The organism is Sorangiineae bacterium MSr11367 (assembly GCA_037157805.1).
Classification (GTDB): domain Bacteria; phylum Myxococcota_A; class Polyangia; order Polyangiales; family Polyangiaceae; genus Pendulispora; species Pendulispora rubella.
Genome location: CP089983.1, coordinates 13,294,625 through 13,319,571, shown reverse-complemented (window position 1 = coordinate 13,319,571; position 24,947 = coordinate 13,294,625). Strand labels below are relative to the sequence as shown.

The window sequence follows — 24,947 nt, the reverse complement described above, 5'->3', positions numbered from 1 at the left end:
CAGAACGAAATGCCGAACGGACACGTTTCATTCGGCCATGACCTCTAGCAGCAAAGTCGCACGTGCGCCTTCCTCGGTGCGGTCGACCTCGGGGGTCGCCTTTCCCGTCGCGAGGAGATTCACGATGATGAGCGACTGATTGAAGTCGTTGATGCCGCAGGCCAGGGCGCGCGCGTAGAGCTGGCGATAATTGCCCAGGATGTAGCGATGGAGGAAGTCGATGGATACGGACTGCCCGTGTGCATCGGAATAGAACTCACGCTTTTGCCGCCCATCGCAAGGGCGGAGGTCCAAGCCCGATACGAAAAGATATACTGGCTTATCTTTTTGTATCATTTCACCAGGGTTGCAAAATTCGCAACGTCGCCGAAATATCGCCGCCGAAAACCATGAGATGGCTCGTTCGCACGTTGGCCGCATGCGCGGTCGTTCCCTTCCTCGCTTGCAGTGATTCCGAACCGGCCCCGGCGCCTCCTCCGGAGCCCGTGGACATCGCGCCTTTTGCCGAAGGCGATTGGCACGCAGGGGTGGCACTTCGCCGTGTGGGCACCGCCTATCAAGAGAAGGTGCAGCGTTTGGTCGCACTCCCCAGCGGCGGCGTCGCGGTAGTGCGCTTTTCGAAGGCCGCGCGAAATCAGCTGGACGCGACGAGCATCGTCGAGACGTTCGACTCCGCCGGGGCACGCCTTGCAAGCCTTGCCGTGCCCGAGAAAACGGCGGTGGTCGACCTCACCGTGCATCCGAGCGGCGAACTGACCCTCGTCGAGGCACGCATGGGTGAAAAGTGGGGATACGGGCAAGTGTGGCTACGTCGCCTCGCCCCCGATCTGCGCGTCCTTGCGGAGGCTCCCCTCCGGGATCGCCCCTCGGAACACGAGCGCCTTCTTTACCGGTTCGCGAGGCAACCCAATGGCGGCCTCGAGGTCATCGACAAAGTCGAAACGATGACCGTCCCCGAGGACGGCATCGTCCCCACCTGGTATGGCGCCTGGCACAACGGGCATTTCCTGCTGGCGCCGCAGGGCGAGGACATCGTTCTCAGCGCCTGGAGCTATGGGACGAAGGTCTATGCACTCGGTGCGGACCTTGGGGTGCGTTGGTCGCGCCAAGTGATGCCGGAGCACTCGTGGATGACGACCGGCTCCCCCTCCGAGGGCCTGGTCGTCGATCGAGCGGGAGGCGTCACGGTGGCCGTCCCCATTGATGCGGAGACCGTCCAAGCCTACGACCGACACTTCGGCCGCGCGCCCGTCGTATGGTCCGGCTCCAAGTTTCAAACCTTGGTCACCCGCATCGCCCCGGACGGACGCGAATCGACGGCACGCATCTTCGGCCACACCGAAAATGGACATTGGTCCGCCGCGGGAATCGGAGTGCACGGCGACGACGTCATCCTGTGCGGGTCGCTGCGCATGGGCGACAAGTTCAAGGAGCCGAATCACACCATGGAATGGGACCTCGGCTGGTTCCGCGGAAACATGACCGACGGCACCGTCGAGGCGCACGTCATCGATTTGCAGCGAGACGATCTCGCCAATGCGTGCAAGGTGGATGCAGACGGGAATATCGTTTTTGCGGGGGTCAACGATTTCGTCCAAGTAGACACGAACAGTTGGGTACAATTCGGCCAGGCCTTCTTGTATGCCATCGATTCGGGCGGAAACGAGATTTCGCGCCACATCCTTCGTGGCCCGCGACATACGGGAATCGAGGCCTTCGATGGGAACGTCCAGGGCAAGGTCTATTTCGGCGGAAGCTACGACGGGCCCATCACCCACACACCGGATACGGAATGGGCGTACAAGGCCATGCTGGGCGTCGTTTCGATTCGCTGAATGGGACTCAATCGAGTGCGTCGGTGAGGCGCGTGTAGCCGGCTCGCAATGGGATAAAGGCTTCCGCGGCGCCGTAGCCCGCTTCGCGTCCGCGGAATAGTTCCATTTGCTCGTGGTCGCGTTTGTAGAGCTTCATGGGGTCTTGGCTCTCGTGGGCCATCAGGGCTTTGACCTTATCGGCGCGGACGGCCGTGATATCCACGTAGACGGAGGGGTCGAACGCCATGGTTTGGCGTCCGTGCTCGACCTCGAAAAAGTACATTTCCGGCAGTGCGTCGAGCCCCTGGGCGGCGCGGAAGGCGAGGAGCGCCGCCATCTGGTGGTCTGGGTGCGAATCCATCGACCAGTGCGCGAAGATCATTTCGGGGTCTGCCTTCTTCAAGTCGGCAACGAGCGTCGGGAGCCAGGGGGTGTCGAGTTTCGAAGTGCCATTTTCATCGAATAGAAAAATAGGCTCCGCCCCCATGAGATGGCATGCGTGCTTCGCTTCCTCGCGCCGCGTCTCGACGACTTCCCTGCCACGCTTGCCGGGAATGCCCCCGGCGAACGTGTAAATGACTTTGACATGATAACCGGATCTCACGAGGCGAATGAGCGTCCCGCCGCAGCCGGATTCCGCATCGTCCGGGTGCGCGCAGATGCAAACCACCGTGCCCGAGCCCCGACCTCCCGGCCCCGGCGGCGGCGAGCAAGCCGCCGCAAAGAGCCCCACCATTCCAAGCAAAACGTTTCTTCGCGTCGTCACGGGTTTCCCATCCGCGCAAGTGCGCAATGAATCTGCGCGCTATCGAGAAGCAATCCATCCCACCAAACGGGATAAACACCGAGTGTGTTTCTATTCTTGAGAGTGTCCACACGACCCCCGTGGGATCGGAAAATCGACGCGCGTGTCGAAATCCGTGCTCGGCACGTGGGGCGAATGCCCGCGGCCCGCGCTCACCCCGCTACGCGGCGCCTAGAAGGTCACGTCGAGGGTCGTCGAAACCATGGTGAGCGGTTGCCCCCACGCGGCTTTGTCGCCCTCCGCCTTTAGAATGGTGCGCGGCAAGCCTTGGCCGACCAGAATGCCCGCGTTCCAATGGATATTCGCCACGAGGCGCAAACCCGCTTCGAGCTGCACGAAGGGCATGATCACGGGCCCGCGGGGTGACACCTCGTGGCCGCCTTCGTGGACCGCGCCACGGAATTGAAGGCCGGCGACGGCGAGGCCGAAGCCGGCGCGCACGGCCCAGAGCTCCTCCTTCGAGTGCCACATCAAAACGGGTCCGGCGCCCCCGAGCCACGCGCGAATATCCGTCGATTTGTCGGACGCATACCACCTCGAAGGCGCCAGCGGCATTCCGAAGAACGCCGCAATCCCGAGGGTCGGTTTGAACTCGTAACGAGCCTCGAAACGAAGGTTCCATCCCAGCGACATGCCCCCATACGGCATCGCCAACATGGACGCCCCCACGCCCAATGCGAATTTGCGCGGCGTGGAGGGCCTGGCGCTGGGCTCGGTGGCGCGCGTGGTCGGTCGATACTCCACGGCCGCGCGAACGACCTCCGCCGAGCGCAGGGCGGTGATGTCCTCCGCGGGCGTCTGCAGCACTTCGACGGGACGCGCATGGCCGGCGGCGTCGATGACCCACACGTGAAGGGCCGACTCATCGTCGATCTCGACGAGGGCGATCGCGCGAAATTCGCGGGCCGTGGCCTCGAGCTCCGCGCGCGAGGGGGCCATGCCTGCGTGGTCGGCCCGCGGACGCGGGGAGAAGACTTGCCACCCCAGCGACTCGAGCTCCGCGCGCATGCGTGCGAGGAAGCTCGCATTGGGCCGGCCGAACACCACGACCCGCACCGGATCATCGGCCTGCCCGTCGTGCGCCTCGGCCTTCGAAGCGGGAAGACCGACGACGAACGCGACGGCGTATGCCAAGAAAGTCCGCACTGCACTCTCTAGAGTGCTCGGGCCCTCTGCCCAGGGCTCAACATTCGACCGGCGGTCGCGATCTAGCGCACGCGCACCATCGTGCCCGGCTCCAGCACCGTGGGAAACACCGCGCTCCAGCCCGCAGGCAGATGCGGTCCCGTCCAGTTGAAGAGCCATTCGGCATCGATGGGTGCCAAATTGACGCATCCGTGGCTATGAACGCGGCCGAAGTCTTTGTGCCAAAAGGCACCGTGGAGGGCGACGCCCTTGTCGAAGAATTGGACGTAGGGAACGTCCTCGATCGAATAACGACGATCGGCGTCTTCGCGCTCCAAGTTGTCCATCGTCGTCGTCGTCAGCTTGACCCAAATGCGGTGTGCGCCCTTGGGGGTCGCCGTTTCGACGTCGCCCTTGTTCGGGCGTCCCGTCGAGACCAACGTGGCGTACACCGGATGGTTGCCCACGTAGGCGACCAGCGTCTGCGTCGCCAAATCGACGTCGATCCATCGCTCGTCGGCCGCGACATCGGTGGGCCGCTCCGAGGGCGTCGGGTGCGCGAGATCGCGCGCGAGCATCCATTCCTCGGGGCTCGCGCCATCCTCGGAAATGCGCACCATGGCGCCGCCGGCGGCCGCGCGCTCCTCTTTCCAGAGGACGCGCGTGAGGCGCGGGCGCGTGCCCACGACGGCCTCCGTGGCCCGGGCGCCGCGGCGGACTTTCGCATTGTCGGCAACGACCCAGGCCACGTCGACGGCGCGAGCCTCGTCGGCGATTTTCTCGCCGTGGAAGCCCGCAGGGCTGATCGGCGAGAGCTCACGCAGCGCAATCCAGCGGCGGCGCGGCGTGCGGATCCAGCGGGCGCCGCCCACGGCGCGCTCTTCGGCGCCCGCGACGATGAATCCAGCTTCGTACTCCTGCGCCGGTGCATCGTCCTCGGCGCGCGCAGGGTCCTCGTAACCGAAGGCACCGTTTTGCCCGACCAGGTAATAGCGGAACGGCAGACCGTCGTTCGTCGGTGCGCTCGCCCAGCGTTCGCGATCTTTCGCCGACCACGCGGGCTCGGGCGATGGGTCGGCCACGTCGGAGCACACCCACGCGAGCGGCCCCACGAGAAGCCAGCGCCCGCTGCAATTCGCTCCGCGTTTGGCCCCGTACAGAGGCAAGCGCGCGTTGGGCAGCATCGTCCCGCGGCGGGTGTCCAGCTTTCCCGGCACGGAAAAAATGGCCGGCTCCCCCCGCGTCGTCACGATGGATCGCATCCACGACGACAGCGGAAGGTCGTTGGGCTCGGTCCATGGCGGCACTTCGTGGCGCACGCGATCGGCGTGCGCGGGCGAAACGACGGCGCTCGCGGCAAGCGCCATGGCAGCCGCCCACGAGACACGAGTGATACGTGCAACCTGCATCTTTTGAGTCGCCATGGAACGAGGGCCCTCTACTTCTGCGGAAGGCGTAGCTTGAACGTGGCGCCGCGGTTCGTCGAGTGCACGGTGATGGATCCGCCGTGTTCCTCGATGCTCTTCTTCACGATGGCCAGCCCGAGGCCCGTGCCGCCTTTTTTCCCACTGGTGACGAACGACTCGAAGAGCCGGTGCTCGATTTCTTTGGGAATACCCGGGCCGGTGTCCGAACAGGTGATAACCACGGCATTGTCCGGCAATTTTTCCCGCGACACTTTGATCGACAAGCGCCCGCCCTTGTCCGCCATCGCCTCCTCGGCGTTGCGCGCCAAGTTGTGGATGACGCGCAGCAGCTTGCCCTCGTCGAAGCGCGCCGTGCCTTTGTCGTTCAGTTCGATGACCAGCTCCAGGCCACGCCGCTGGAACTCCGGCTCGAGCTGCGCCTTCAGCGAATCGAAGAACTCCTTCAAGTACACCTTGCGAATGAGCACCGTGCGCTCGCCGCGGGCGAACTCGAGCACGTCGCGGGTCATCGAGCTCAGATGCTCGAATTGCTTCAGCGCATGCTCGGCGTAGGACTCACGCGTCTCGGCGCGATCTTCCTTCTGCATCATCTGCAGGTACCCGCGGATGACGGTCAGCGGCGTCTTCAAGTCGTGGATCATGCCGGACATGAGCCGGCCGATGGTCGTGAGCCGCTCCTCGCGCTCGCGCGATTCGCGTGCGAGTTGCAATTGGATCGCCGTCGATGCATTCGCCGTGATCAGCTGCAAAAGGCCGCGATCTTCGTCGGTGAACTGCTTCTCGTGGCGCTTGTTGTACAGAACGACGGCGCCCATCGGGACGCCCTCCTCGCCCTCGAGCGGGACCCCCAAGGCCGACTGGCACGGGAAGCCGAGTTTGTCGTCGAGGAGCTTGCTCGCGCGCTTGTCCCCGTCGGCGCGCACGAGGACGACGTCGTTGCGGCGCATGACCGTGCCCACGAGGCCCTGGCCTTCGTCGAGCACGACCCGGCGAAGACGCGTGTGCTTGTCGTCCACCAAGTGAATCGCGACTTCCCCCGAGACGGGATCGCGCAGGGCCACACCGGCGGCGCGCGCCTCGCACGAGCGCATCGCCTCGCCGAGGACCGCGAAAAAGAGCTCCTCGAGCGAGGAGGCCCGGGCCATCGCGCTTTCGAGGCCGAAGAGCAGCTTCAAATCGCGCACCCGGCGCTCGAGTTGCTCCTTGGTCTCGATGAGCTGCATGTTCTTCTGGATGGTCGCCAGGAACAGGCGTGAATTGTCGATCGAAACCGCTGCCTGGGTGGCGAGCGCCGCCAGAAGGGCCGCATCGTCGGTGGTGAAGTCGCCGCGCCGCTTGTTCAGCACCTGAATCACGCCGATGGTCCGACCCAGGTGGTTTTTCATGGGGCCGGCCAGAATCGACCGGGTGCGGTAGCCCGAGAGCTGGTCGAACTCGGGGCTGAAGCGCGGATCTTTGTACGCGTCCTTGACGTGGAGGGGTTTTCCTGTCCGGGCCACATGTCCCGAGATCCCCTGGCCGACTTTGAGGCGGATGGATCGGACCTCGTCGCCCAGCACGATGCGGGAGATCAGCTCGTCTTTGGCCTCGTCCAGCAGGTACAGGGTGGCGCGGTCGGCATCGAGGGCGTCAGTGATTTTCTCGAGAATCAGCTCGAGAACCTGGTCGAGATCGTGGGTGGTGCCGAGCGCCAGGCCCACCTCGCGCAGAGCGTTGGTGACGCGCACCTCGCGGGCGAGTGCCTCTTCGAGCTCGGCCACGCGGGATTCCAGGCCCACGCGCCGCGGGCTCGAGGGAATCGGCACCGGACTCTTCACGCTCACCGCACCATTCTACTGGTTTGACCTGGTGACGAGGAGAGGCTACGAGCAGGAGTCCCGACGAGGCAGCCTCCGGGGGACGCCGTTACGTTCACCCCGCCCTGCACCTGCAGCGGGAACCGCCGACCCATCGCTAGAGAGCCATGAAACGGACCCTTATCGTCACGCCTACTTACAACGAAAAGGACAATCTTCCTCGGTTCATCGATGCCGTCCGGAACGCGGCACCCGAGGCGGACATCATGGTGGTGGACGACAATTCCCCGGATGGGACAGGCGACATCGCCGATGCCATCGCCTCCAAGGACAAGAAGGTGCGTGTGCTCCACCGCGCCGGCAAGCTCGGGCTGGGCACCGCCTACATCCAGGCCTTCTTGCAGGGCCTGGCCGAGGGGTACGACCAGTTCTTCGAGATGGATGCGGATCTGTCCCACGACGTGAAGTACCTCCCCGCATTTTTCCAGGCACTCGACGACGGCGCGGACGTGGTGATCGGCTCGCGCAATATCCCCGGCGGCGACGTGGAAGGCTGGGGGCTCGGCCGGCACTTCATCTCCAAAGGCGGGTCCATCTATTCGCGCACGATTTTGGGCCTCGGCGTGAAGGATCTGACCAGCGGCTACAAAGCCTTTTCGCGCCGCGCGCTGGAAGCGATCCAGTTGGGCGCGGTGCACTCCAACGGGTACTCCTTCCAGATCGAGATGACCTACCGTGCCCTTCGCCGCGGCATGAAGGTGAAGGAAGTGCCCATCGTCTTCGTCGACCGCACCTTGGGCGCGTCCAAAATGAGCCGCAAGATCTTCGTCGAAGCCATCGGCGTCGTCTGGCGCCTCCGCTACGAATCGCTCACCGGGCGAATCTAGAAGAATGGGGGGATTGAACAGGAAGACGGGAAGACGGGAAGGGAACCGGCACAGCACGCCGCAGAAGGCTTTTTTTGGTTTTTCAGTTGGCCCATTGCGCGAACTGAAAATCTAAAAACCTTCCCGCCTTCCCGTCTTCCTGTTCAATCCCCCCATTCTTCTAGCCGCTAAAGCTTCGTCGCGGCGATGACGACGTGCGGGTATGGGAGCACGTCGGGGACGCGGACGATGCGGACTTTGAAGCCGAGGGACGTGAGCATCCCGCCCCAGTCTTGGTGGTGGCGGTACGCGAGCGGCTCTTTCCAGCCGACCATGAGCCGGTCGAGGACTTCGGTGAAGAGGAGACCGAAACGCGGCTCGGTGGTGATGTCCTTGATGAGGAGCACGCCGCCCGGAACGAGCAGATCGCGCAGGCGCTCGAGCACGGGGAGCTGATCTTCCGCGGGGATGTGGTGCATGACGTCGAGCACGTAGGCCGCGTCGAAACTGCCCTGCAGCGGAACATCGCGCACGTCGCCCACGTGAAAGCGGTGGGCGGTGCAACCGAGGGACTTGGCGACCTCGCGCGCCATGTCGATGCGACGGGCGTTCGGGTCGATGCCGACGATGGAGCGCTTTGGTTGCGTCTGGCCGAAGTAGGCGGCGAAAAGGCCGAAGCCACAGCCCACGTCGAGGATGCGCCCCTCGTCGGTGAGCATCAGGTCCATGACGCTGAGAAGCTTGGGACGAAGGATGGAGAAGCGAACGCTGGCGTAGGCGCGCTCCACGAAGGGCAACGCGCGGGCAATGTTCGCGATGGCCTTGCTGCCGTAAACTTCCGGCGCGGAAAAATGCGTCTCCGAGGCGATGCTCAAGCGCGGCAAAACGCGCCTCCGGCTGGCCGGCGGACGATGGGACGAATCATGTAGGGAAGAAGCCGCGTTCGACACCGGCGCGACGGTAGCACTGCTTGGCGCGCCTGTCGCGTTCCGACGGCCCCACCTGACCAGCACGCCTGAGGTCATTTCGCTACAGCTCGAGCTCGAGCCGCACGAAGGCGGAGCGTCCTTGCCCGGGCATGCGGCCATTGCTGTAGCTGACGCTACGGAAATAGTAGCGCGAGTCGAGCAGGTTGTTCACCGCCAAGGCGAGGCGCACCTTCGTCGGGCCTACGTCGAATTGCCGCGTCACCTGCGTGTTCCACAGCCAATAATCGGGGATGGGGCCCTTGGTGCCGTCGGGCGTCTCGACGTGGGTGTTCTCGCCGTCGGAGAAGGCGCTGCTTTGGTACGTGCCGCTGACGACCCACGTGAAGTTGCGAACGGCGTAGCGCGCACGAACCGACAATTGGTGGTGCGAGGCATACGGAAGCTCGTTGCCCGGGAACTTGCCGCCGAGCTGCTCCGTGTCGAGGTACGTGTACCCCGCTTCGACGGCATATTGCTTCGACAGCGCCGCCTTGACGGTGGTTTCCACCCCGAGGTGGCGCGCCCGCCCCAAATTGCGAAAGCCGATGTTCGTGCCCTGGAACTCGAGCTTGTCTCGGAAATCGATGCCGAAGCCCGTGACGTTCACCGTCAAGTCGGGGATAGGGCTTATTCGCGTGCCCACCTCGTAGTTGATCGCCGATTCGGGCCGCAGCTCGCCGCCGTAGGTAATCTGTGTAAACTGCACGGGCCGGAACGACTTGTTGTAGTTCGCGTAGAGAAATACTGGTTCGGCAACGCGGTATCCGAGGCTGATTCCCGGCAGAACGTCGTTGGTCACGTTGGTCGTGCCCTTGCCGGTCTGTTGGTCGCGGTAGCTCAAACCGAGGGACTCGACACGGACGCCCGGCGTGATCTCGAGCCGGTTGTCCAGCATGCCCAGGGTGTCGCTCACGTAGGCGGCGAGCGCATTGTCGTGAAAGTCCCAGAGATTATCGACCAGGTATTGCCCGGTGGCGAAGGTCGAGACGTCGCTCTTGTAGCCGAGTTGCTCGTGGACGTAACGGGCGCCCACCGTCAACTTGTGGTGCACGGCCGCGTCGAACACGACGGTGTAGCGAGGCTCCGAGCCGACGACGAAAAAATGCCGCGGCGAGGTGGAGCGGGCGGTAACGGGCACGCCGGCGGTGATCGGGCTGCCGAATTCGAACGAGCGGTAACTCTGATTGACGAAATTCGTCCAGGTGAACTCGTGATCGCCCGAGGAGAGCGTCCACGACGCCGAGCCGCGGAGGGTGTCCCCTTCGAAGCGGTCGAACGGCCGCTGCGATTGGTTCGGGTTGGATTCGTACGCGGCGGGCGTGAGCGCGCCCGGAAGATCGGTATCGGCTTTGTAATATTGGAAACGCCCCGTCAGGCGATTCTCCTTCGAGGGTTTCCAATCGGCGTCGAGGATGACGTTGTCGACGCGGGTGCCGGAGCGGGGACGGTAGCCGGTGCCGGCCTCTTCGACGAGTTGGGCTTGCAGGCCGAGATTTTCGAGGACATATCCGCCCGCACGCGCGTACGTGGCGCTGAGCAAGCGGCCGTCGGCGCCCATGTGCACCGTTTCGCCGACGCCCAGGGTGAGCTTCTTGGGAATGCGCCGCGTGTGAATGTTGATGACGCCGCCGACGTTGTTCGGTCCATAGCGTACGGCGATACCTCCGCGCGCCACGTCGACGGATTCGATACTTTCCAATGTAACCGGGAACAGCGACAGCCCGGTTTGACCGTAGGGGGCCACATTGATGGGAATCCCATCGACCAGGATGAGCACCTGCTCGCTGCGCTGCGGGGACAGGCCGCGGATGCCAATGTTGGGCAGAATGCCCAATCCGCTTTCATCGTGAACACGCACTCCGGGTACCGCGCGCAGGGCATCTTCCACCGATCGCGCACCGGACTTGTGAAGTGCCGTTTCATCGAGAACGGTGCGTGCACCGGGGTACGACTTGATCCGCTTGTCCGTCGCATCGCCGAGCCAATCTCCGCGCACGGAGACTTCCTGCACGGGTTCCGCTTTTGCCGGTTCGGGCTTTGCCGGTTCGGGCTGCGACGCAGGCGCGGGGTCGGGCTGCGCAGGCGCAGGGTCGGACTGCGGCGGCTCGGGTGCTGGCGGGTTGTTTTGCTCTTGCGCGAACGCGAAATGGGCGTTCGAAAGCGCAAATAGAAAAGCGATCAACGCACACGCGCGGACTCCACCTCTCCGGCGCGTCCGGGGACATTGGTTCATGATTGTGAATGTCATTTTCACCTCAGCCGCTCGGTGTCAAGCGTTTGCATCACCTCCCGCGGCGAGGTCATCGTTCGAATCTTGTAGGATTCGCAACATGTCGAACCCCGAGCTCCCCATCATCGATCTCGAGGGGCTGCGTCCGAAGGTCGCGTCGGCTCTTCGCATGGCATGCGAGCGCGATGGATTTTTCTACGTGCGAAACCATGGCGTGTCCGAGTCGCTGCAGGGCGAGCTCGAGTCGCAGGCGCGGACGTTTTTCGCGCGGCCGCTGGAAGAGAAAATGGGCATGGCCATGGAGCACGGCGGGCGGGCGTGGCGTGGCTATTTTCCGGTCGGTGGTGAATTGACGTCCGGCGTTCCGGATTCCAAAGAGGGCATCTACTTCGGCGCGGAACTGGGTGCCACGGACCCGCGCGTGCAGGCAGGCCTGCCACTCCACGGGCCGAATCTTTTTCCGGCGCTCGATGGCTTTCGCGAGGCCGTCCTTTCGTACATGGCGGCCATGACGAAGCTCGGGCACCGGTTGATGGCGGGCATGGCCGAGAGCCTCGATCTCGCGCCAGGGGACGTTTCCGAAAGCCTACTCCGGGAGCCGCTCACACTGTTTCGTATTTTCAATTATCCCGCCGAGCGGGCGGAAACACCGCGATGGGGTGTGGGCGAGCACACCGATTACGGTCTTCTCACCATCTTGAAGCAAAGCGACGAAAGTGGATTGCAGGTGCGCACGGCCCACGGCTGGATCGATGCGCCGCCGTTGCCGGGGACCTTCCTCTGCAACATCGGCGACATGCTCGAGCGAATGACCTACGGCCGATACCGCTCGACACCGCACCGTGTGAAGAACACGAGCACGCGCGATCGGCTCTCGCTCCCCTTCTTTTTCGACCCGAGCTTCGACGCCGAGGTGCGCCCGCTCGTGCCGCGTGCCTCCGTCGAGGAGCCACCGCGCTGGGATGGGCGCAGCGTGTTCGATTTTCGCGGAACCTACGGCGAGTACCTACTCGAGAAAGTCTCCAAGGTCTTTCCGCACTTGGCCACGCGTCAACTCGGCGGAAGGTGATCGAGGATCTCGTAGGCGACGGGTCTCGGGGGACCGCCGTTGCACGATGGGGCGGGGCACGCGGTCAGCGCGATGGCGAGATCCATCTCTGCGCGAAAATAGATGGCGTCGGCCGCGCGCGAGCACGGAGCTTCGATGGTGATCCGCCCATCCGGCGCCACCTTGGCGTTCATGAAGAAATTGAACGCGGTGGGCACCATGTGCGGCTTCACACGGAGGTGCTGGAGGGCATTGCAAATGTTGTCGATGCAGTTCGAATGGTATCCTTCGATGCCATATTGAATGCGAAACATCTCGATGCTGCACGATGTGAATAGGAAATCGTGCCGCCCCACATCGTCGCGGACAATGGTGAGCATGGGTTGGCTCTTGTTCGAATACAAAACGTCGCCGGTGGAGAAGTAGATTTTGGCCCCGTAATCGAAGCTACGGCCATTCGAGAGCCATTCCGTCACATCGCCGGCGCGGAATGCAACGAGATCGCCGCTCTGGCCGCCCTCCGGATCGATGACCCGCAGGATTTTCCCTCGTTCGAGAGGTATGTGGGTGCCGTGGCCGGCAGGAATGGTCTCGAGGGGCATGGTTCACTCCGATGCGCGGCCGATGGTATCCCATTCGTCGGAGCCGAGGCGGCGGAATACCTCCCGAATCGATGCTCCGCCGGTGGGGGTCCGGCGCGACGTTTTCACCCCTTGGAGAACGGCGTCGCCGGCCTGCATCACGGCCCCGAGCAGGAGTACCGGTAGAATGGCGATGCGGTATCCCATCGATTCGACGTCGCGCAGATCGGAAATCGGCGTTTTTCCGCCGCCAACGACATTGAGCAAGCAAGGGCCGCGCACCCGCCGCGGGATGGCCGCGATATCGTCCAATTGCGTCGGCGCTTCGACGAAGGCCACGTCCGCCCCGGCGTCCAACGCGGCGTTGGCGCGATCGATCGCGTCGTCGAGGCCGTGAACGGCGACGGCGTCCGTGCGGGCCACCAGGACGAAGTCCGCGTTCGAGCGGGCGGCAACGGCCGCCCGAATCTTCGAGACGAAGGCGTCGCGCGGGACGACGTCTTTGCCGTCCAGGTGCCCGCACCGCTTGGGCGATACTTGATCTTCCAGGTGAATGCCGGCCACACCGCGTGATTCGAATTCGCGCACGGTGCGCGTGACATTGAGCTCGTTGCCGTATCCCGTGTCGGCATCGGCCAAAACGGGCACGGAAACGGAGCGCGCGAGGATCCCCGCGTTGTCGGCCATTTCCGTGAGCGTGAGCAGCCCATAGTCCGGGTAGCCGCGTGCAACCGAAGTCCCCGCCCCCGTCATGTAGACGAGCGGAAAGCCTGCCTGCTCGATGAGCCGGGCCGTGATTCCATCGTAGGCACCGGGTGCGACGGCGAGGTCCGTACCTTCGAGCAAGCGTCGAAAGGCACGTGCGGGCGTCATGGAATTCGACATGGTGTTCTTGTAGAACAATTTAGGTTGCCGTGGACAGGTCCTGGCGCATGATCCAAACGGGAGAGCCGGAGCTAGGAACGATTTCGTGTGCAACGACGTGAAAGCCCAAATGTCGGTACATCGGCACGTTGCGGGGTTGGTCGGTCTTCAACATGCACGTCCGAAACTGGGGAGCCATGTCGCGGAGGGCACGAACGATGATCGCCTTGCCGAGACCGCGGCCGGCTGCTTCGGGCGCGACCCCTACGATATAGAGATAGGCCGCATCGCGGGGCGCGCTGGCACACACCAGGTCGACGGCTTGCTCCTCGTGCTTGCCCATCGCGAGGAGTGGGCCCCACGACCACGAAGCGGGCAAAGTCCAGATGCCGCAGCGGACCTGATCGATCAAGGACATATGCGCGCTGGCCAACGGGAGCCAAGCGAGCACGGCGGACTCCTCGTCCATCACGGTTCCATATCGATGGGCGTGACGAAGCACGCATCGAAACAGCGACGGCAACGCCCGCCGGCGTCGTTCGGGTGGCGGGTCGACTCGAACGTGGAGCGGATCATCCTGGAACGCGCGGGCGAGTATCCGGGCGGGTTTGGAAAAAGACGGTGTCGCCATGCTCGAAACGGTGGCGACGCGGGGGTGTCCCTGCTTGTCCCGGCGCGCCCGAATTTTGTCCGGCTGCGACAATCCGCCATGGCGCCGACCTGATGCCCTTTCCGGTGACGTCGGCGATCGCGATGCTCGAGGGCTTCGGGATGCTTGGCCTCGATGCCGGAACCATCCGCGCACATGCCGGCATCGCGCTGCGGGATCTGGCCGATACGACGGCCCATCTCTCGGACGAGAAGTTCGCGCGGATGTGGGGCCACGCCTTCGAGCTCACGGGCCGCGATTCGCTGAGCATCGAGGTGGCCCAACGACTGCCATTGGGTTCCTTTGGATTGTTCGATTACCTCGTTGCATCGGCCGCTTCGATCGGTGAGGCGCTCGATGCGCTCGCGCGCTACTTCGACCTCGTGGGGGAAGGGATGCTTCTCGAGATCGACCGGAGCAGGCGAGGTCGCGTTTGGGTTCGCGTCCACAATGCCAGGATCTTCGAGGGGCTCGAGGTCAGCGATGAATTCACACTGGCGGCGATACTCTTGCGTTTGCAAACATTGGCCGTGGAGCCGATTCCGACGATTCAGGTGAATCTCGTGCGCCGCTCGGTAACGGATAGAGGCCATTGGGAGAAGCTATGGGGCACGAAGGTGCGCTTCCGAAGTCCGAGCTCGAGCCTTTGCCTCGCCGACACCGCATGCGCGATTCCCCTGCGAACCGCCGATCCTCGTCTGCAGCGCGTTCTCCGACGCACCGTCCACGAGGCACGTGCGCTTCCTCCCTCGTTGCTCCTCGTGGCCCGCACTACCTTGCGCAATCTGCTGCGGGGCTCGACGTTGAGCGAAGCCCAATTGGCGCGCAGCCTATCGATGTCCGTTCGCTCCCTGCAGCGACGCCTCCGAGACGTGGGAACGAGCTACCGCCTGCTGCTCGATGAGGTGCGCCACGAGGAAGCCATTCGCATGCTGGAGTCCACACCGACTCCGCTCGCCCAGGTCGCCCTCGCACTTGGATTTCGCGAACAGGCTTCGTTCACCCGCGCCTTCCGCCGCTGGACCGGACATTCCCCGCGCGCGTGGATTCACGATAACCCGAGGCGCTACGACAGGTGACGCCCGCCACGACGGCCGCAACCACCCCCCATTTCCACTCCTGATCCGACGGTACTTCCTTCATGCGCCCCGGCTTAGCAGCTGCCGTACCAATGCAACCTCGAGGCATTCGGCACGAAAACCAGGGAAACCGAGAGCATCGGTTCACAGCGGTGTGACCGTCCAATTACGTTTGGCGCGGTCCCGCAGGTACGTTGGCGCACAATTCGGCGCGCAATACTGCTTTGATGGCGGGAATCGAGGATGGCGCCATCGAGAGCTCCGCGATCCCCAGGGCTACGAGGCGGCGGGCAAACTCCGGCTTGGCAGCGATTTCTCCGCATACGGCCACTTTTCTCCCGGCCGCGGATTGCACCAGCCCCTCCAGCGTGCGCCATATCGCCGGGTGATCGGGCTGATACCAATTCGCGACGCTCGCGTTGGTTCGCTCCGCCGCCATCATGTATTGCACGAGATCGTTGGTCCCCACGCTGACGAAATCGACGTGGGCGGCCATCGAATCGAACGCGACCGCACAGGCCGGCACTTCGACCATGATCCCAATATGGTCGGGGCGGCGATGCGGCTGGCCCTCCAGGCTTCGCGCGGCATCGGCGACGGCGGCACGAAAGGCGAGGACGTCGTCCGCCGTCGTCACCATGGGGGCCATGACGGAAAGGGTTCCCTTCCACGAGGCGGCGGCACGCAGAATGGCGCGCAATTGAATACGAAGTATCTCGGGATGCGCCAGGGAGTGGCGCAAGCCGCGTAACCCGAGAAAACCGTGGATCACCGCATCGAGGCCGAGGGCGGGAATGTCCTTGTCGCCGCCCACGTCGAGGGTGCGAATGGTGACCTCACGCTCCGGGAAGGCCGCAAGGATGCCCGCGAGCTGCGCCATCTGCTCGTCCTCGGTGGGCAAATTCGCCTTGTCCACGAAGAACAATTCCGTGCGCAAGAGCCCGATGGCGTCCGCACCGCGCTCGCGGGCCAGGTGGGCTTCGGCCAAGGAGGCCACGTTGGCCGCCACCACGATGGTGCGACCATCGCGTGCGGTCACCGGGGCGTGCGCGGTTTCCAGCGCGACCATATGTGCGGCGACGGCGGCCAGCTGTCGGGCACGCGCTTCGGCCAGCAGGTCGGATGCAGGGGTCACGACGAGGGCTCCGCGATCTCCGTCCAAAATGGCCATGGCCCCATCGGGCACGCCGGCCAGCTCGCCCATGCGCACGAGCATGGGCAGCCCCCGTCCGCGCGCCACGACGACGGAATGGGCCGTCGCCCCGCCCTGCGCCAGTACGATGCCCGCCACGCCGGCATCGGCCAGCTGCCCCACCATCGACGGCGTGAGATCGTCCGCAAGGACGATGGCCGATTGGAAATCCGTTGCATCGACCTTCACGGTATCGGGCGTGAGCTGCGCCAAAACGCGCAGCCCCACGTCCACCACGTCCATGGCGCGGCCGGCCACGAGCGTGTCGGTGCTTTGCAGGAGGCCATTGCGTGCATGTTGCACGGATCGCCACCAAGCCGGTGCGGCGGCCAACCCCGACGCGATCGCCGTTTGCGTGGCGGTGAGCAGCTCCGGATCGGAAAGGAGCAAACGATGCGCCTCGGCGAGATCCGTGTGCTCGCGGCCGAGTTCGCGCCCCACGTGCGCGAGCGCTCGTTCGAAGGCCTTGGCCTCCGTCGCCGGATCGCCCGACACCTCGGGCACGATGGGCTCGGCCGCGCGGAGGCGCCGAATCGGCCCGATGGCCAATCCCGGCACCGCCGCGTGGGTGGACGACGGCCGCGCCACGGGCGCGTCGCCAAAGCCATCGCGAACCGCGACTTCGATGGCCGAAAGCGCGGCGGCGGCTTTCTCGCCCTCGGCTTCGATCCGCATCGTGGCACCCCCGCGAAGGCCGAGCGCCACGACGGCGAGGATCGAACGCGCATCCACGAGCCCCCCGCCTTCGGGCCCCACGCGAAGGGCAACACCGTGCTCGGACGCGATGCGTGCGAGGCGCGCTGCGGGTCGGGCGTGCAGGCCAAGCGGGTTTTGCAAGGTGAAGACGCGCGCGGTGGCCAATGCCACGGGCGCGCGCGCGGGCTCGGCTTGCGCAGGTCCACCTGCGGACGCGGCCACCGCATCGATGTCCGCGCCGCCCTGGGCGGTGACCGCGGCGGCCATCGTCCCTTCGACGAGCGGAGCATCGACGACGCGGACGCCGTCTTCCATCTCGGCCACGAGGTCCGCGCTCATTTTCGCGCTTCCCAGATCGTACAAGATGACGACCCCCGCGCCGCCGTTGGCGTTCGTCGCCGCCGCGAGGATCTTGTCGAAGCTCGTCCCGATGCCGCCTTCCTCCGTCCCGCCGGCGGGATGAATCGCGACGTCGGGCGCCATTTGTGCAGCCATTTCGCATACGCCCTCGGCGAGGCGTGCGCTATGCGAGACGACGACGATGCCGACCCTCATGAGGCGGCCGTGGCCTTCGCGAGGGCGCGAAACATCAGGGCCGTGGACGTGGCGCCGGGATCCTGATGACCGACGCTTCGCGGCCCCAAGTACGACGCGCGACCTTTCCGCGCCTGCAACGACGCGGTCGCCCGCGCCCCCTCCTCCGCGGCATCGGCCGCGCGTGCCGCCGCCGCGACCGCGGTTTCACCCTGCTTCAGCGCCTCCTCGAACGCTGCGAGCGCCGGTGCATAAGCGTCCACCATCGTCTTGTCCCCCGGCACTGCGGCCCCCAGCCGCTGAATGGCCGCCAGCCCGTCGGCCAGCGCCCCGCGCAACTGCTCGGCCGAAGGAGACGGCTCCCGCAGCGCTTTGCCGATGGCGCGGAAGGCACTCCCGTACAGAGGCCCGGAGGCGCCGCCGACACTCGAAATGAGCGTACCGCCGACCTTCATCAACAGATCTCCCGCGGTTTCGGCGGAAAAGCCATTCAACGCCGTCAGGACCGCCCCGAAACCGCGGCGCATGTTGGCACCGTGGTCGGCATCGCCAATCGCCGAATCGAGTTGGGTCAGATAATCCGTTTGCTCTTCGATGGCGGCGGCCAATGCCTGCATCCACGCGAGTGCCCATGCGGTATTCATCGTCACACTCCCCATCGCAGCCCGGGCGTGTTCACCGGTGCGTCCCATAATTCGATGAGTTGCGAATCTGCTTTGCATACGGTGATGGATGCACCAGCCATGTCGAGGCTCGTGATGTAATTGCCCACCAAGTTGCGTGCAATGACGATGCCCTTGCTGCGAAGGGTGGCGGCGACCTCGCCAAAGAGCACATAAAGCTCGATCAATGGCGTGCCGCCCAATCCGTTCACCATGACGATGGTCGAATCGCCCGCCGCGAAGGGAAGGTCGGACAGAATGGCCTCCATCGCCGTGGCCACGATGTCCTTGGCGCTGCACATTTTTTCGCGGCGGCGCCCCGGTTCGCCGTGAATGCCGACGCCGACCTCCATTTCCTCGGCGGGAAGCTCGAATCCCGGCTTGCCCGCGGCGGGCGTGGTACACGCCGTGAGGGCTACGGCAAAAGAGCGCGAGGACGCGTTGACCTTGCGGCCCACCTCGGCCACTTCGGCGAGGCCCGCACCGCGTTCGGCGAGGGCGCCGGCGATCTTCTCCACGAAGACGGTGGCGCCGGTGCCGCGGCGGCCGGCGGTCCACGTCGAGTCTTTGACGGCGACATCGTCGTTGACCAATACGGTCTCGACCTTGATATCGGCATCGCCCGCGAGCTCGGCGGCGATTTGGAAGTTCATCACGTCGCCGGTGTAATTCTTGACGATGTACACGACGCCGCTGCCGCCGTTCACCGCCGTGGTGGCGGCCACGATTTGGTCCGGCACGGGTGAGGTGAATACTTCGCCCGGGACGGCCGCATCGAGCATGCCGGTTCCAACGAATCCACCGTGCAGAGGCTCGTGCCCGGAGCCGCCACCCGAGACCAACCCGACCTTGCCACGCCGCGGGCCTCCGGCTCGGGTGATGATTTTCTGCTGCAGGTCCACCTGCAATTCGGGGTGCGCGGCCGCCAACCCGAGCAGGGCGTCGGCCATCACGGTCTCGGCACTGTTGAGAAATTTCTTCATCGGACCCTTTCCCTACCCTTCTTGAACTTCTTGAACTTCTTGGCCTTCTTGCCTTGCTGAGCTTTCCTGATCCTGAACACGGGACGTAGCGTCGAGCCTCGCATACGCGAGGCCTGCGAGCACGGCTCCGACGATCTCGGCGCACACGTAGACCGGTAGCTGTTCCCAATGGACGGTACCACCGTAGGCCTGGCCGACCACCATCGGCCCGAGGGCCCGCGCCGGGTTGATGGCCGCGCATGTCACCGGCCCCACGGGAAGAATGATGGCGAACACCGCCAATCCGATGACCAGCCCCGCGAAGCCGGATGGCGCTCGACGATCGATGGCGCCGAAGACGACGAAGGCGAGCAAGAAGGTCCCGATGGCCTCCGCGAAAAAGGCCTGCGAGGCGTGGACGCCCGCGCCGTAGGTCACGATGCCCAATCCCGCGCGGACCGCCTCGCGCCCGAGCACGCCCACGATGGCCACGGCGCCCACGGTCGCGCCGACGGCTTGCGCCGCGATGTATCCGGGTACTTGCCGCCACCGCATCCTGCGTGTGACGGCAAAGGCCAGGGTGATGGCGGGATTGATGTGGCACCCCGAGATGTGGCCAATCGAGTGAACCATGGCCACGACGGCCATGCCGAAGGCCAGCGAGATCATCCCGAGCTCGGCCATGGTGAACGGCGCGGAGCCTCCCACGATCGACGTGGCCGGCACCGAGCCAACGCCGATGAAGACCAATGCGGCGGTGCCCAACGCCTCCGCGAGGAGCTTCTGAGCGTACGTGTTCTCGTCGGCCATCACGTCCTCCTACCGAATGTCGTTCGTTATTACCGAACGGTGTTCAGAAACGTACCGTGAGCTCCGCTACTGTCAAGGCATCGATGGCGGGCGTGGAGCGCTTTACGCGCTGCGTTGCGATGGGTTGCGTGGGGCGCCGAGATCGCGCGAGAGGTTGCGTGCGACCTCGCGCACGGCGAGGGCGTGCTCCTCGCGCGCGGGCTCGGCGAGCAATCGCTCCACGGGGCCGACGATGCCCATGGCGCCGACGACGCGGCCCGATCGATCGAAGACGGGCGCCGCGATGCCGGCGTCGCCGAGCGCCGACTCTTGATCCTCGAAGGCGCACCCCACGCGGCGAACCTGCTCGAGCTGCGCGCGCAGCTTCTTTCGATCGGCGATGCTCGCGCCGGTGAGGACGGGCAGCTCCGCTTTGAGCAGCCGCTCGGTCTCAGTAGGCGCCGCGAACGCCACAATGGCTTTTCCGAGCGCGCACGTGCTCCACGGGATGCTCGCGCCGACGTCCAGAATTTGCACCGCCCCCTCGGGACGAAACGCGTGGTGCACGACCAACACGCGGTCGCCCGTCAGGATCGCGACCCAAACCGCTTCCCGGGTGCGCTGGGCCAGGGCATCGGCCCACGTGAGCGAACGCCCACGGAGTTCCTGCGTTTCGAGGTACGCATTGCCCAGCCGGAGCAGCGCGGGCCCAAGCAGGTATTTCCCCGTCTCGGGATCTTGCACGACCAAACCGTCCGCCTCCAAGGTGCGCAGCAACGCGTGCATCGTCGGCTTGGCCACGCCCACGCGCTCCGCCAGCTCGGTGACCCCCATGCGCGGCCCCGCGGTCGCAAGCTCCTGAAGAATCTTCGTGGCGCGGCGGACGGATTGAACGAGCATGGTGAAGGTCTTTCGGTGTTCCTGAACGGTGTTCCGAGTCTAGCCGAAAACCCGGGCGCGAGCTGGCTCGATCCGTTCCGACGGGAGATTTCGCCCGGAGCCCGCCCTTCGTGCGTCGTGGTCGCTCGGAGGCATCCGCCATGGACGAAGCGCGCCAGATGCATATCCAATCAGCGATGTGAGTTCATCACGTTCGTCGTTATGGATATTGATTGTTGATTGGATTTCAAAATCGATTCATAGGTACGAATAGCGATTCTTACTTTCCCTCTCCAGGAGGTCTGCCATGTCAAAGAGGATACTCGGTTCACTTTCCGTGGGCGCCTTTGCCGTCGTTGCTGTACTGGCCGTCGACGCGCCGGCCATGGCGGAATCGGTACCAAGTGAACGCGACACGATACGAACCGCAGCCGCGGAACCTGGTGTCGATCGCATTGCCATGTGGGACGTGGAGGTCGACTTGGCCGCGCGGACATTCAGTTTCAACACCTCGGAACGATTTGGAGGTCCGCTCGAGCACGTGGTCGCCACGTGGACCGGGGACGATCGCGGCTTCGATTACGCCATCGAAAGCCTGCGCGAGCACCCGGAGCTATTCCACGTTTTCCGTTTGTACGATTGGAAGAACGGAAAAGCGAAGTGCAAATATTATTATCACACCGCAGGCTGATCCATCGTTCACGGCTTTGGCAAAAGGGCTCGAAGCTTTCGGGCGGCCTGCTCCAGCTCTTTTTCGGAGTGCGCGCCGAAGCCGAGCACGATGCCCCTGCGCCGCGCGGTGGAGCAATCGGATAGGGGCAATGCCTCGATGCCGTGGCGCGCGCAAGCTCGAAGGAGAGCGCGGTCGTCGACCGTCGCGGGCAGTTCCAACGTGAGCACGGAGCCGGCGTGCGGGACGTACAGCGTCTCGCCGTCGGCGCGTGCCGCTCGAAGCGCTCCAACGAGGGCATCGCGACGGCGGCGGGTCGCCTGTTTGATGCGGCGCAGGTGGCGCGCATAGTGGCCCTCCTCGATGAACTGCGCCAGCGCCGCTTGCAGAAGGTACGGCGGCGAGCGCGTGGTGGCCGCGCGCATGCGCGCAAAGGCCGGGACGAGCGAGCGCGGAACCACGAGAAATCCCAGGCGCAGCGCAGGGAACGTGGATCGGCTGAACGACCCCATGTGCAGCACCCGCCCGCCGTGCTCGAGACTCAGAGATTGCAACGCGGGGATCGGTGAACCTTCGAAACGCAGCTCGCCTTCGTAGTCGTTCTCTAGGACCAGCGCCCCCGCCCAACGCGCCCAGGACAAGAGCTCCAACCGGCGCGCCAGCGTAAGGCGCACGCCCAGCGGAAACGCGTACGAGGGCGAGACGATGGCCAACTTCGCGCGCGGAGCCATGCGGCGGCCTCGCGCCACGCACACACCGTCTTCGTCCACGGGAACATCGGCGATCCGCGCCCCCAGCGCCAACAATGCCGCGCGCGTGGAGGGAGCGCACGGGTCCTCGAGCCACGCGAGGTCTCCGGGATCGAGCAGGGTTCGGCAACAGAGATCCAGCGCCCCTTGCGAGCCCTCGGTGATGAACACCTGCTCGACGGATGCCCGCACACCGCGGGCAACGGCGAGGTGTCGAAGCAGCGCGCGGCGCAGTGCGAGGTTGCCCCGCGGGTCGGCGCCAAGGCTGTCGAGCGGTGTGAGGGCACGCCAGCATCGAACCAGGATGCGTTCGAAGACGTTCCACGGAAAGAGGGATAAATCCGGCTCACCGACGCGAAACGGCCGCGCGCGGGATGCCGCCGACGAGAGCGCGTCGAGGCGCTCGTCGGAGATGAAGGACGCGAGGCGTGCCGCGCTCGTCGAGATGCGAAAGTGCGGGTCGTCGTCGGAGGGTCCCAGGGCTACGCCGCGGATGGCGCTCGCGACATCGGCCACGGTGGGTGCGCGGCGGGCGGCCACGAGAATCGTTCCGTCGGCTTCGAGGGCCTCGTAGGCTGCGATGACCGTATTGCGCGAGATCCCCAGATCGCGCGCGAGGGCGCGCGACGATGGCAGGGCGTGCCCGGAAGGAAGCGTGCCCTCGAGAACGGCGCGGCGGATCTGGTCCACCAATTGCGCCGTCAACGTCGTCGTGTTCCGCCGGTCGAGCCGAAGTTGCGCTGGTACCATCACGTAGGCCCGATCTGAACCTAGTCGAGGTGCCAGGCTATCGCCATACTTCACGGTGAAGGAGTCCCGCGATGTCCGCCGTCGACCATCCCCCTCGAGTCCCTGAAACCGCACTGGATACGACCTCGCGGCTGGCCGCGCGCATCGCCGAGCGGGTTTCGGGCTTGCCGGGACCGCCGCGCATCGACGAGCTCTTGGCCCGCACACTGCGCGGGAACGAATTCACCACGCTGCTTCTGCACGGGCTGCGGCAGCGTGCGCGGCAACGCACGTTCGGTGACGTTCGCGAACAGGCTCTGCGCTCGCCCATGGTTCAGGCCTCGGCGGTCGATGCGCGGCGGATGCATGCCCTCGACGGGGTCCTCCTCGAGTGCGCACGCGACTACGAGGCCGTGGAGCTCGCACCTGTGGAGCCGTTGGGAAATGCCGCTTGCGTCGGCATCGATCCGAACAACGTGCTCGGGACTGCGCGTTTCGCGGAGGTCGCGTCGGATCCTTCGATGGGGCTCGCCTTGCATGCGGCGTGTGTGCGGCGTCGCGAACCATCGCGGGGAAGCGAGGCGTTGCGCTGGTGCGCCAGCCAGCGGGTGCTGCGGTTGCAGCCCTTCGATCGGCCCGGGTACTCGCCGCATTTTCGCCTCTTCGCACTGGCAACGTCCGCGCGTTCGTCGCAGGCGGCGGGCGACGATGCGACGGAGCGTCGAAGCCTTCTCGAGCACCTCACGGTCTGGGCCGAGCTCGCACACCGGCTACCTGGCGCGGGATTCGACGTGGCGGGGGCGCGCGTGGTTCTTTCGGATACGCGTCTCGTGGCAGCGTATTTGCGGGCACGCTCACCGGGGGTCGACGTCGAGCGCCTCGTGCGCGGGGTGAAGGTCCATCGCCCCGAGAGCGCTCGCGAAGCGCTGCGCGAAGCAGGCGTGAGCGAGGCGCGGGTGGACGGCGATTGGTGCGACGACCCCGTCGTTCGTGACCTGCCCGAGCCGGACCGAGAACGGGCGCGCGCCCTGCGGGACGACGTCGCCAAACCGCTTCAAGCGCGTTTTCCGCAGTTGGGCATCGGTTACGATCTCACGCGGCTGCAGGGGCTGAACTATTACCGCGGTCCATTTCTTCAAATTTACTTTCGCCATGAAAACGGAATGGACCTTCCCATGGGCGATGGCGGAGCCGTTTCGTGGATGCAGGAATTGCTCTCCGATTGGCGCCAGCGTTTCACGATTTCGGGCATTGGCTCCGAGCTGCTCGTCAAATTGTTCTCCTCGAAGGAAAAGAGATGATCCTCCGACTCCCCCAATCAACGCTTCGCCCGTGGTCGGCCGCCGACGTGGATGCGGTGGCGCGTCACGCCAACGATCGCGATATTTGGCTCAACCTGCGCGACCGATTTCCACATCCCTATACGCGCGCCGATGCCGAAATGTGGATTGCCCATGCTTCGAAAAACGAGGCATCGTGTTTCGCCATCGAGGTGGATGGCGAGGCCGCCGGTGGCCTATCGTTCCAGCCGATGGGCGACGTCGAACGCCACACCGCCGAAATCGGCTATTGGCTGGGCAAGCCCTATTGGGGACGAGGCATCGCGACGATTGCGGTGGTCGCCGCCACGGCGTACGCGTTCGAGCACCTCGGGCTCGAGCGCATCGAGGCAGGTGTCTACGAGTGGAACGCGGCGTCCACGCGCGTCTTGGTCAAAGCGGGCTACAGCTTCGAGGGGCGCCTCCGCCGGCGGATCGTAAAGGATCAACGCATCGGTGACGTCTTGATGTATGCGCGGCTCCGCGGCGACGTGAGCTGAACGCCGTCGATGCG

At 65.0% G+C, this 24,947-nt stretch carries 23 protein-coding genes; 7 read left to right on the top strand and 16 right to left on the bottom strand.

The window, feature by feature from the left end; translation table 11 throughout:
- Window positions 1–27 precede the first annotated feature (27 nt).
- Window positions 28–294 (bottom strand): hypothetical protein, encoded by a 267-nt coding sequence (locus tag LVJ94_51900; GenBank protein ID WXB10844.1) that lies wholly within the window; start codon window positions 292–294, stop codon window positions 28–30.
- Between the two features lie 95 nt (window positions 295–389).
- Here LVJ94_51900 and LVJ94_51895 point away from each other — a divergent pair, with 95 nt between their 5' ends.
- Entirely contained in the window at window positions 390–1,835 is a 1,446-nt protein-coding gene (locus tag LVJ94_51895; protein WXB05388.1) for a hypothetical protein, read from the top strand.
- 7 nt (window positions 1,836–1,842) lie between these two features.
- Here the strand turns inward: LVJ94_51895 and LVJ94_51890 are convergent, their stop codons facing one another.
- The 4 genes from LVJ94_51890 to LVJ94_51875 form a co-directional block, all read right to left on the bottom strand.
- A complete protein-coding gene (locus LVJ94_51890) occupies window positions 1,843–2,580 on the bottom strand; it encodes a PIG-L family deacetylase (protein ID WXB05387.1) in 738 nt (245 codons plus the stop codon).
- A 210-nt stretch (window positions 2,581–2,790) separates the two neighbouring features.
- Window positions 2,791–3,753: a hypothetical protein gene (locus LVJ94_51885; protein WXB05386.1), complete on the bottom strand. Its 963-nt coding sequence runs from the start codon at window positions 3,751–3,753 to the stop codon at window positions 2,791–2,793.
- Window positions 3,754–3,827: 74 nt separating this feature from the next.
- Entirely contained in the window at window positions 3,828–5,111 is a 1,284-nt protein-coding gene (locus LVJ94_51880; GenBank protein WXB05385.1) for a L,D-transpeptidase, read from the bottom strand.
- A 71-nt stretch (window positions 5,112–5,182) separates the two neighbouring features.
- Window positions 5,183–6,994, bottom strand: coding sequence for a GAF domain-containing sensor histidine kinase (locus tag LVJ94_51875; protein ID WXB05384.1), 1,812 nt, complete (start codon window positions 6,992–6,994; stop codon window positions 5,183–5,185).
- Between the two features lie 140 nt (window positions 6,995–7,134).
- Between LVJ94_51875 and LVJ94_51870 the strand changes: the two genes are divergently transcribed.
- Complete coding sequence (locus tag LVJ94_51870) at window positions 7,135–7,854, top strand: polyprenol monophosphomannose synthase (protein WXB05383.1); 720 nt, start codon at window positions 7,135–7,137, stop codon at window positions 7,852–7,854.
- Between the two features lie 167 nt (window positions 7,855–8,021).
- Here LVJ94_51870 and LVJ94_51865 read toward each other — a convergent pair whose 3' ends face one another.
- Together LVJ94_51865 and LVJ94_51860 are read right to left on the bottom strand one after the other, a co-directional pair.
- Entirely contained in the window at window positions 8,022–8,708 is a 687-nt protein-coding gene (locus LVJ94_51865; protein WXB05382.1) for a class I SAM-dependent methyltransferase, read from the bottom strand.
- 154 nt (window positions 8,709–8,862) lie between these two features.
- Window positions 8,863–10,983 (bottom strand): TonB-dependent receptor, encoded by a 2,121-nt coding sequence (locus tag LVJ94_51860; protein WXB05381.1) that lies wholly within the window; start codon window positions 10,981–10,983, stop codon window positions 8,863–8,865.
- 148 nt (window positions 10,984–11,131) lie between these two features.
- Here LVJ94_51860 and LVJ94_51855 point away from each other — a divergent pair, with 148 nt between their 5' ends.
- Window positions 11,132–12,100 (top strand): isopenicillin N synthase family oxygenase, encoded by a 969-nt coding sequence (locus LVJ94_51855; GenBank protein WXB05380.1) that lies wholly within the window; start codon window positions 11,132–11,134, stop codon window positions 12,098–12,100.
- On the opposite strand, the gene LVJ94_51850 is transcribed toward LVJ94_51855, so the two are convergent.
- From LVJ94_51850 to LVJ94_51840, 3 genes are read right to left on the bottom strand one after another with little or no spacing between them, the layout of a single operon-like run.
- Complete coding sequence (locus tag LVJ94_51850) at window positions 12,082–12,681, bottom strand: urea carboxylase-associated family protein (GenBank protein ID WXB05379.1); 600 nt, start codon at window positions 12,679–12,681, stop codon at window positions 12,082–12,084. The two genes, LVJ94_51855 and LVJ94_51850, sit on opposite strands and share 19 nt — an antisense overlap.
- 3 nt (window positions 12,682–12,684) lie before the next feature.
- Window positions 12,685–13,545 (bottom strand): isocitrate lyase/PEP mutase family protein, encoded by an 861-nt coding sequence (locus LVJ94_51845; GenBank protein ID WXB05378.1) that lies wholly within the window; start codon window positions 13,543–13,545, stop codon window positions 12,685–12,687.
- A gap of 19 nt (window positions 13,546–13,564) precedes the next feature.
- Window positions 13,565–13,993 carry a GNAT family N-acetyltransferase gene (locus LVJ94_51840; protein ID WXB05377.1) on the bottom strand — a complete coding sequence of 143 codons (429 nt, stop codon included), beginning with the start codon at window positions 13,991–13,993 and terminating at the stop codon, window positions 13,565–13,567.
- Window positions 13,994–14,247: 254 nt separating this feature from the next.
- Here LVJ94_51840 and LVJ94_51835 point away from each other — a divergent pair, with 254 nt between their 5' ends.
- A complete protein-coding gene (locus tag LVJ94_51835) occupies window positions 14,248–15,252 on the top strand; it encodes an AraC family transcriptional regulator (protein WXB05376.1) in 1,005 nt (334 codons plus the stop codon).
- 166 nt (window positions 15,253–15,418) lie between these two features.
- On the opposite strand, the gene ptsP is transcribed toward LVJ94_51835, so the two are convergent.
- The 5 genes from ptsP to LVJ94_51810 form a co-directional block, all read right to left on the bottom strand.
- Window positions 15,419–17,695 carry a phosphoenolpyruvate--protein phosphotransferase gene (ptsP, locus tag LVJ94_51830; protein WXB05375.1) on the bottom strand — a complete coding sequence of 759 codons (2,277 nt, stop codon included), beginning with the start codon at window positions 17,693–17,695 and terminating at the stop codon, window positions 15,419–15,421.
- On the bottom strand, window positions 17,692–18,318 hold the full coding sequence (dhaL, locus tag LVJ94_51825) for a dihydroxyacetone kinase subunit L (protein ID WXB05374.1): 627 nt from the start codon (window positions 18,316–18,318) through the stop codon (window positions 17,692–17,694). The genes ptsP and dhaL overlap by 4 nt, the downstream gene beginning before the upstream one ends.
- A 2-nt stretch (window positions 18,319–18,320) precedes the next feature.
- Complete coding sequence (gene dhaK, locus LVJ94_51820) at window positions 18,321–19,319, bottom strand: dihydroxyacetone kinase subunit DhaK (GenBank protein ID WXB05373.1); 999 nt, start codon at window positions 19,317–19,319, stop codon at window positions 18,321–18,323.
- A 12-nt stretch (window positions 19,320–19,331) separates the two neighbouring features.
- Window positions 19,332–20,108: an aquaporin gene (locus LVJ94_51815; GenBank protein WXB05372.1), complete on the bottom strand. Its 777-nt coding sequence runs from the start codon at window positions 20,106–20,108 to the stop codon at window positions 19,332–19,334.
- A 102-nt stretch (window positions 20,109–20,210) separates the two neighbouring features.
- Window positions 20,211–20,987: an IclR family transcriptional regulator gene (locus LVJ94_51810; GenBank protein WXB05371.1), complete on the bottom strand. Its 777-nt coding sequence runs from the start codon at window positions 20,985–20,987 to the stop codon at window positions 20,211–20,213.
- Between the two features lie 286 nt (window positions 20,988–21,273).
- Between LVJ94_51810 and LVJ94_51805 the strand changes: the two genes are divergently transcribed.
- Window positions 21,274–21,657: a hypothetical protein gene (locus LVJ94_51805; protein ID WXB05370.1), complete on the top strand. Its 384-nt coding sequence runs from the start codon at window positions 21,274–21,276 to the stop codon at window positions 21,655–21,657.
- 8 nt (window positions 21,658–21,665) lie between these two features.
- Here the strand turns inward: LVJ94_51805 and LVJ94_51800 are convergent, their stop codons facing one another.
- Entirely contained in the window at window positions 21,666–23,135 is a 1,470-nt protein-coding gene (locus tag LVJ94_51800) for a PLP-dependent aminotransferase family protein (GenBank protein WXB10824.1), read from the bottom strand.
- A 71-nt stretch (window positions 23,136–23,206) separates the two neighbouring features.
- Here LVJ94_51800 and LVJ94_51795 point away from each other — a divergent pair, with 71 nt between their 5' ends.
- Both LVJ94_51795 and LVJ94_51790 read left to right on the top strand, forming a co-directional pair.
- On the top strand, window positions 23,207–24,415 hold the full coding sequence (locus LVJ94_51795; GenBank protein WXB05369.1) for a hypothetical protein: 1,209 nt from the start codon (window positions 23,207–23,209) through the stop codon (window positions 24,413–24,415).
- Window positions 24,412–24,933 (top strand): GNAT family N-acetyltransferase, encoded by a 522-nt coding sequence (locus LVJ94_51790; GenBank protein WXB05368.1) that lies wholly within the window; start codon window positions 24,412–24,414, stop codon window positions 24,931–24,933. Before LVJ94_51795 ends, LVJ94_51790 begins: the two co-directional genes overlap by 4 nt.
- The last annotated feature ends 14 nt before the right edge of the window (window positions 24,934–24,947 follow it).

Bases quoted from the DNA above. Each gene is read 5' to 3' on its own strand.
- LVJ94_51815 (WXB05372.1), bottom strand. From the start codon at position 20,108: ATGGCCGACGAGAACACGTACGCTCAGAAGCTCCTCGCGGAGGCGTTG.
- dhaL (WXB05374.1), bottom strand. From the start codon at position 18,318: ATGAATACCGCATGGGCACTCGCGTGGATGCAGGCATTGGCCGCCGCC.
- ptsP (WXB05375.1), bottom strand. From the start codon at position 17,695: ATGAGGGTCGGCATCGTCGTCGTCTCGCATAGCGCACGCCTCGCCGAG.
- LVJ94_51850 (WXB05379.1), bottom strand. From the start codon at position 12,681: ATGCCCCTCGAGACCATTCCTGCCGGCCACGGCACCCACATACCTCTC.
- LVJ94_51845 (WXB05378.1), bottom strand. From the start codon at position 13,545: ATGTCGAATTCCATGACGCCCGCACGTGCCTTTCGACGCTTGCTCGAA.
- LVJ94_51855 (WXB05380.1), top strand. From the start codon at position 11,132: ATGTCGAACCCCGAGCTCCCCATCATCGATCTCGAGGGGCTGCGTCCG.
- LVJ94_51810 (WXB05371.1), bottom strand. From the start codon at position 20,987: ATGCTCGTTCAATCCGTCCGCCGCGCCACGAAGATTCTTCAGGAGCTT.
- LVJ94_51835 (WXB05376.1), top strand. From the start codon at position 14,248: ATGCCCTTTCCGGTGACGTCGGCGATCGCGATGCTCGAGGGCTTCGGG.
- LVJ94_51880 (WXB05385.1), bottom strand. From the start codon at position 5,111: ATGGCGCTTGCCGCGAGCGCCGTCGTTTCGCCCGCGCACGCCGATCGC.
- LVJ94_51790 (WXB05368.1), top strand. From the start codon at position 24,412: ATGATCCTCCGACTCCCCCAATCAACGCTTCGCCCGTGGTCGGCCGCC.
- LVJ94_51805 (WXB05370.1), top strand. From the start codon at position 21,274: ATGTCAAAGAGGATACTCGGTTCACTTTCCGTGGGCGCCTTTGCCGTC.
- LVJ94_51795 (WXB05369.1), top strand. From the start codon at position 23,207: ATGTCCGCCGTCGACCATCCCCCTCGAGTCCCTGAAACCGCACTGGAT.
- LVJ94_51895 (WXB05388.1), top strand. From the start codon at position 390: ATGAGATGGCTCGTTCGCACGTTGGCCGCATGCGCGGTCGTTCCCTTC.
- LVJ94_51840 (WXB05377.1), bottom strand. From the start codon at position 13,993: ATGGACGAGGAGTCCGCCGTGCTCGCTTGGCTCCCGTTGGCCAGCGCG.
- LVJ94_51800 (WXB10824.1), bottom strand. From the start codon at position 23,135: ATGGTACCAGCGCAACTTCGGCTCGACCGGCGGAACACGACGACGTTG.
- dhaK (WXB05373.1), bottom strand. From the start codon at position 19,319: ATGAAGAAATTTCTCAACAGTGCCGAGACCGTGATGGCCGACGCCCTG.
- LVJ94_51870 (WXB05383.1), top strand. From the start codon at position 7,135: ATGAAACGGACCCTTATCGTCACGCCTACTTACAACGAAAAGGACAAT.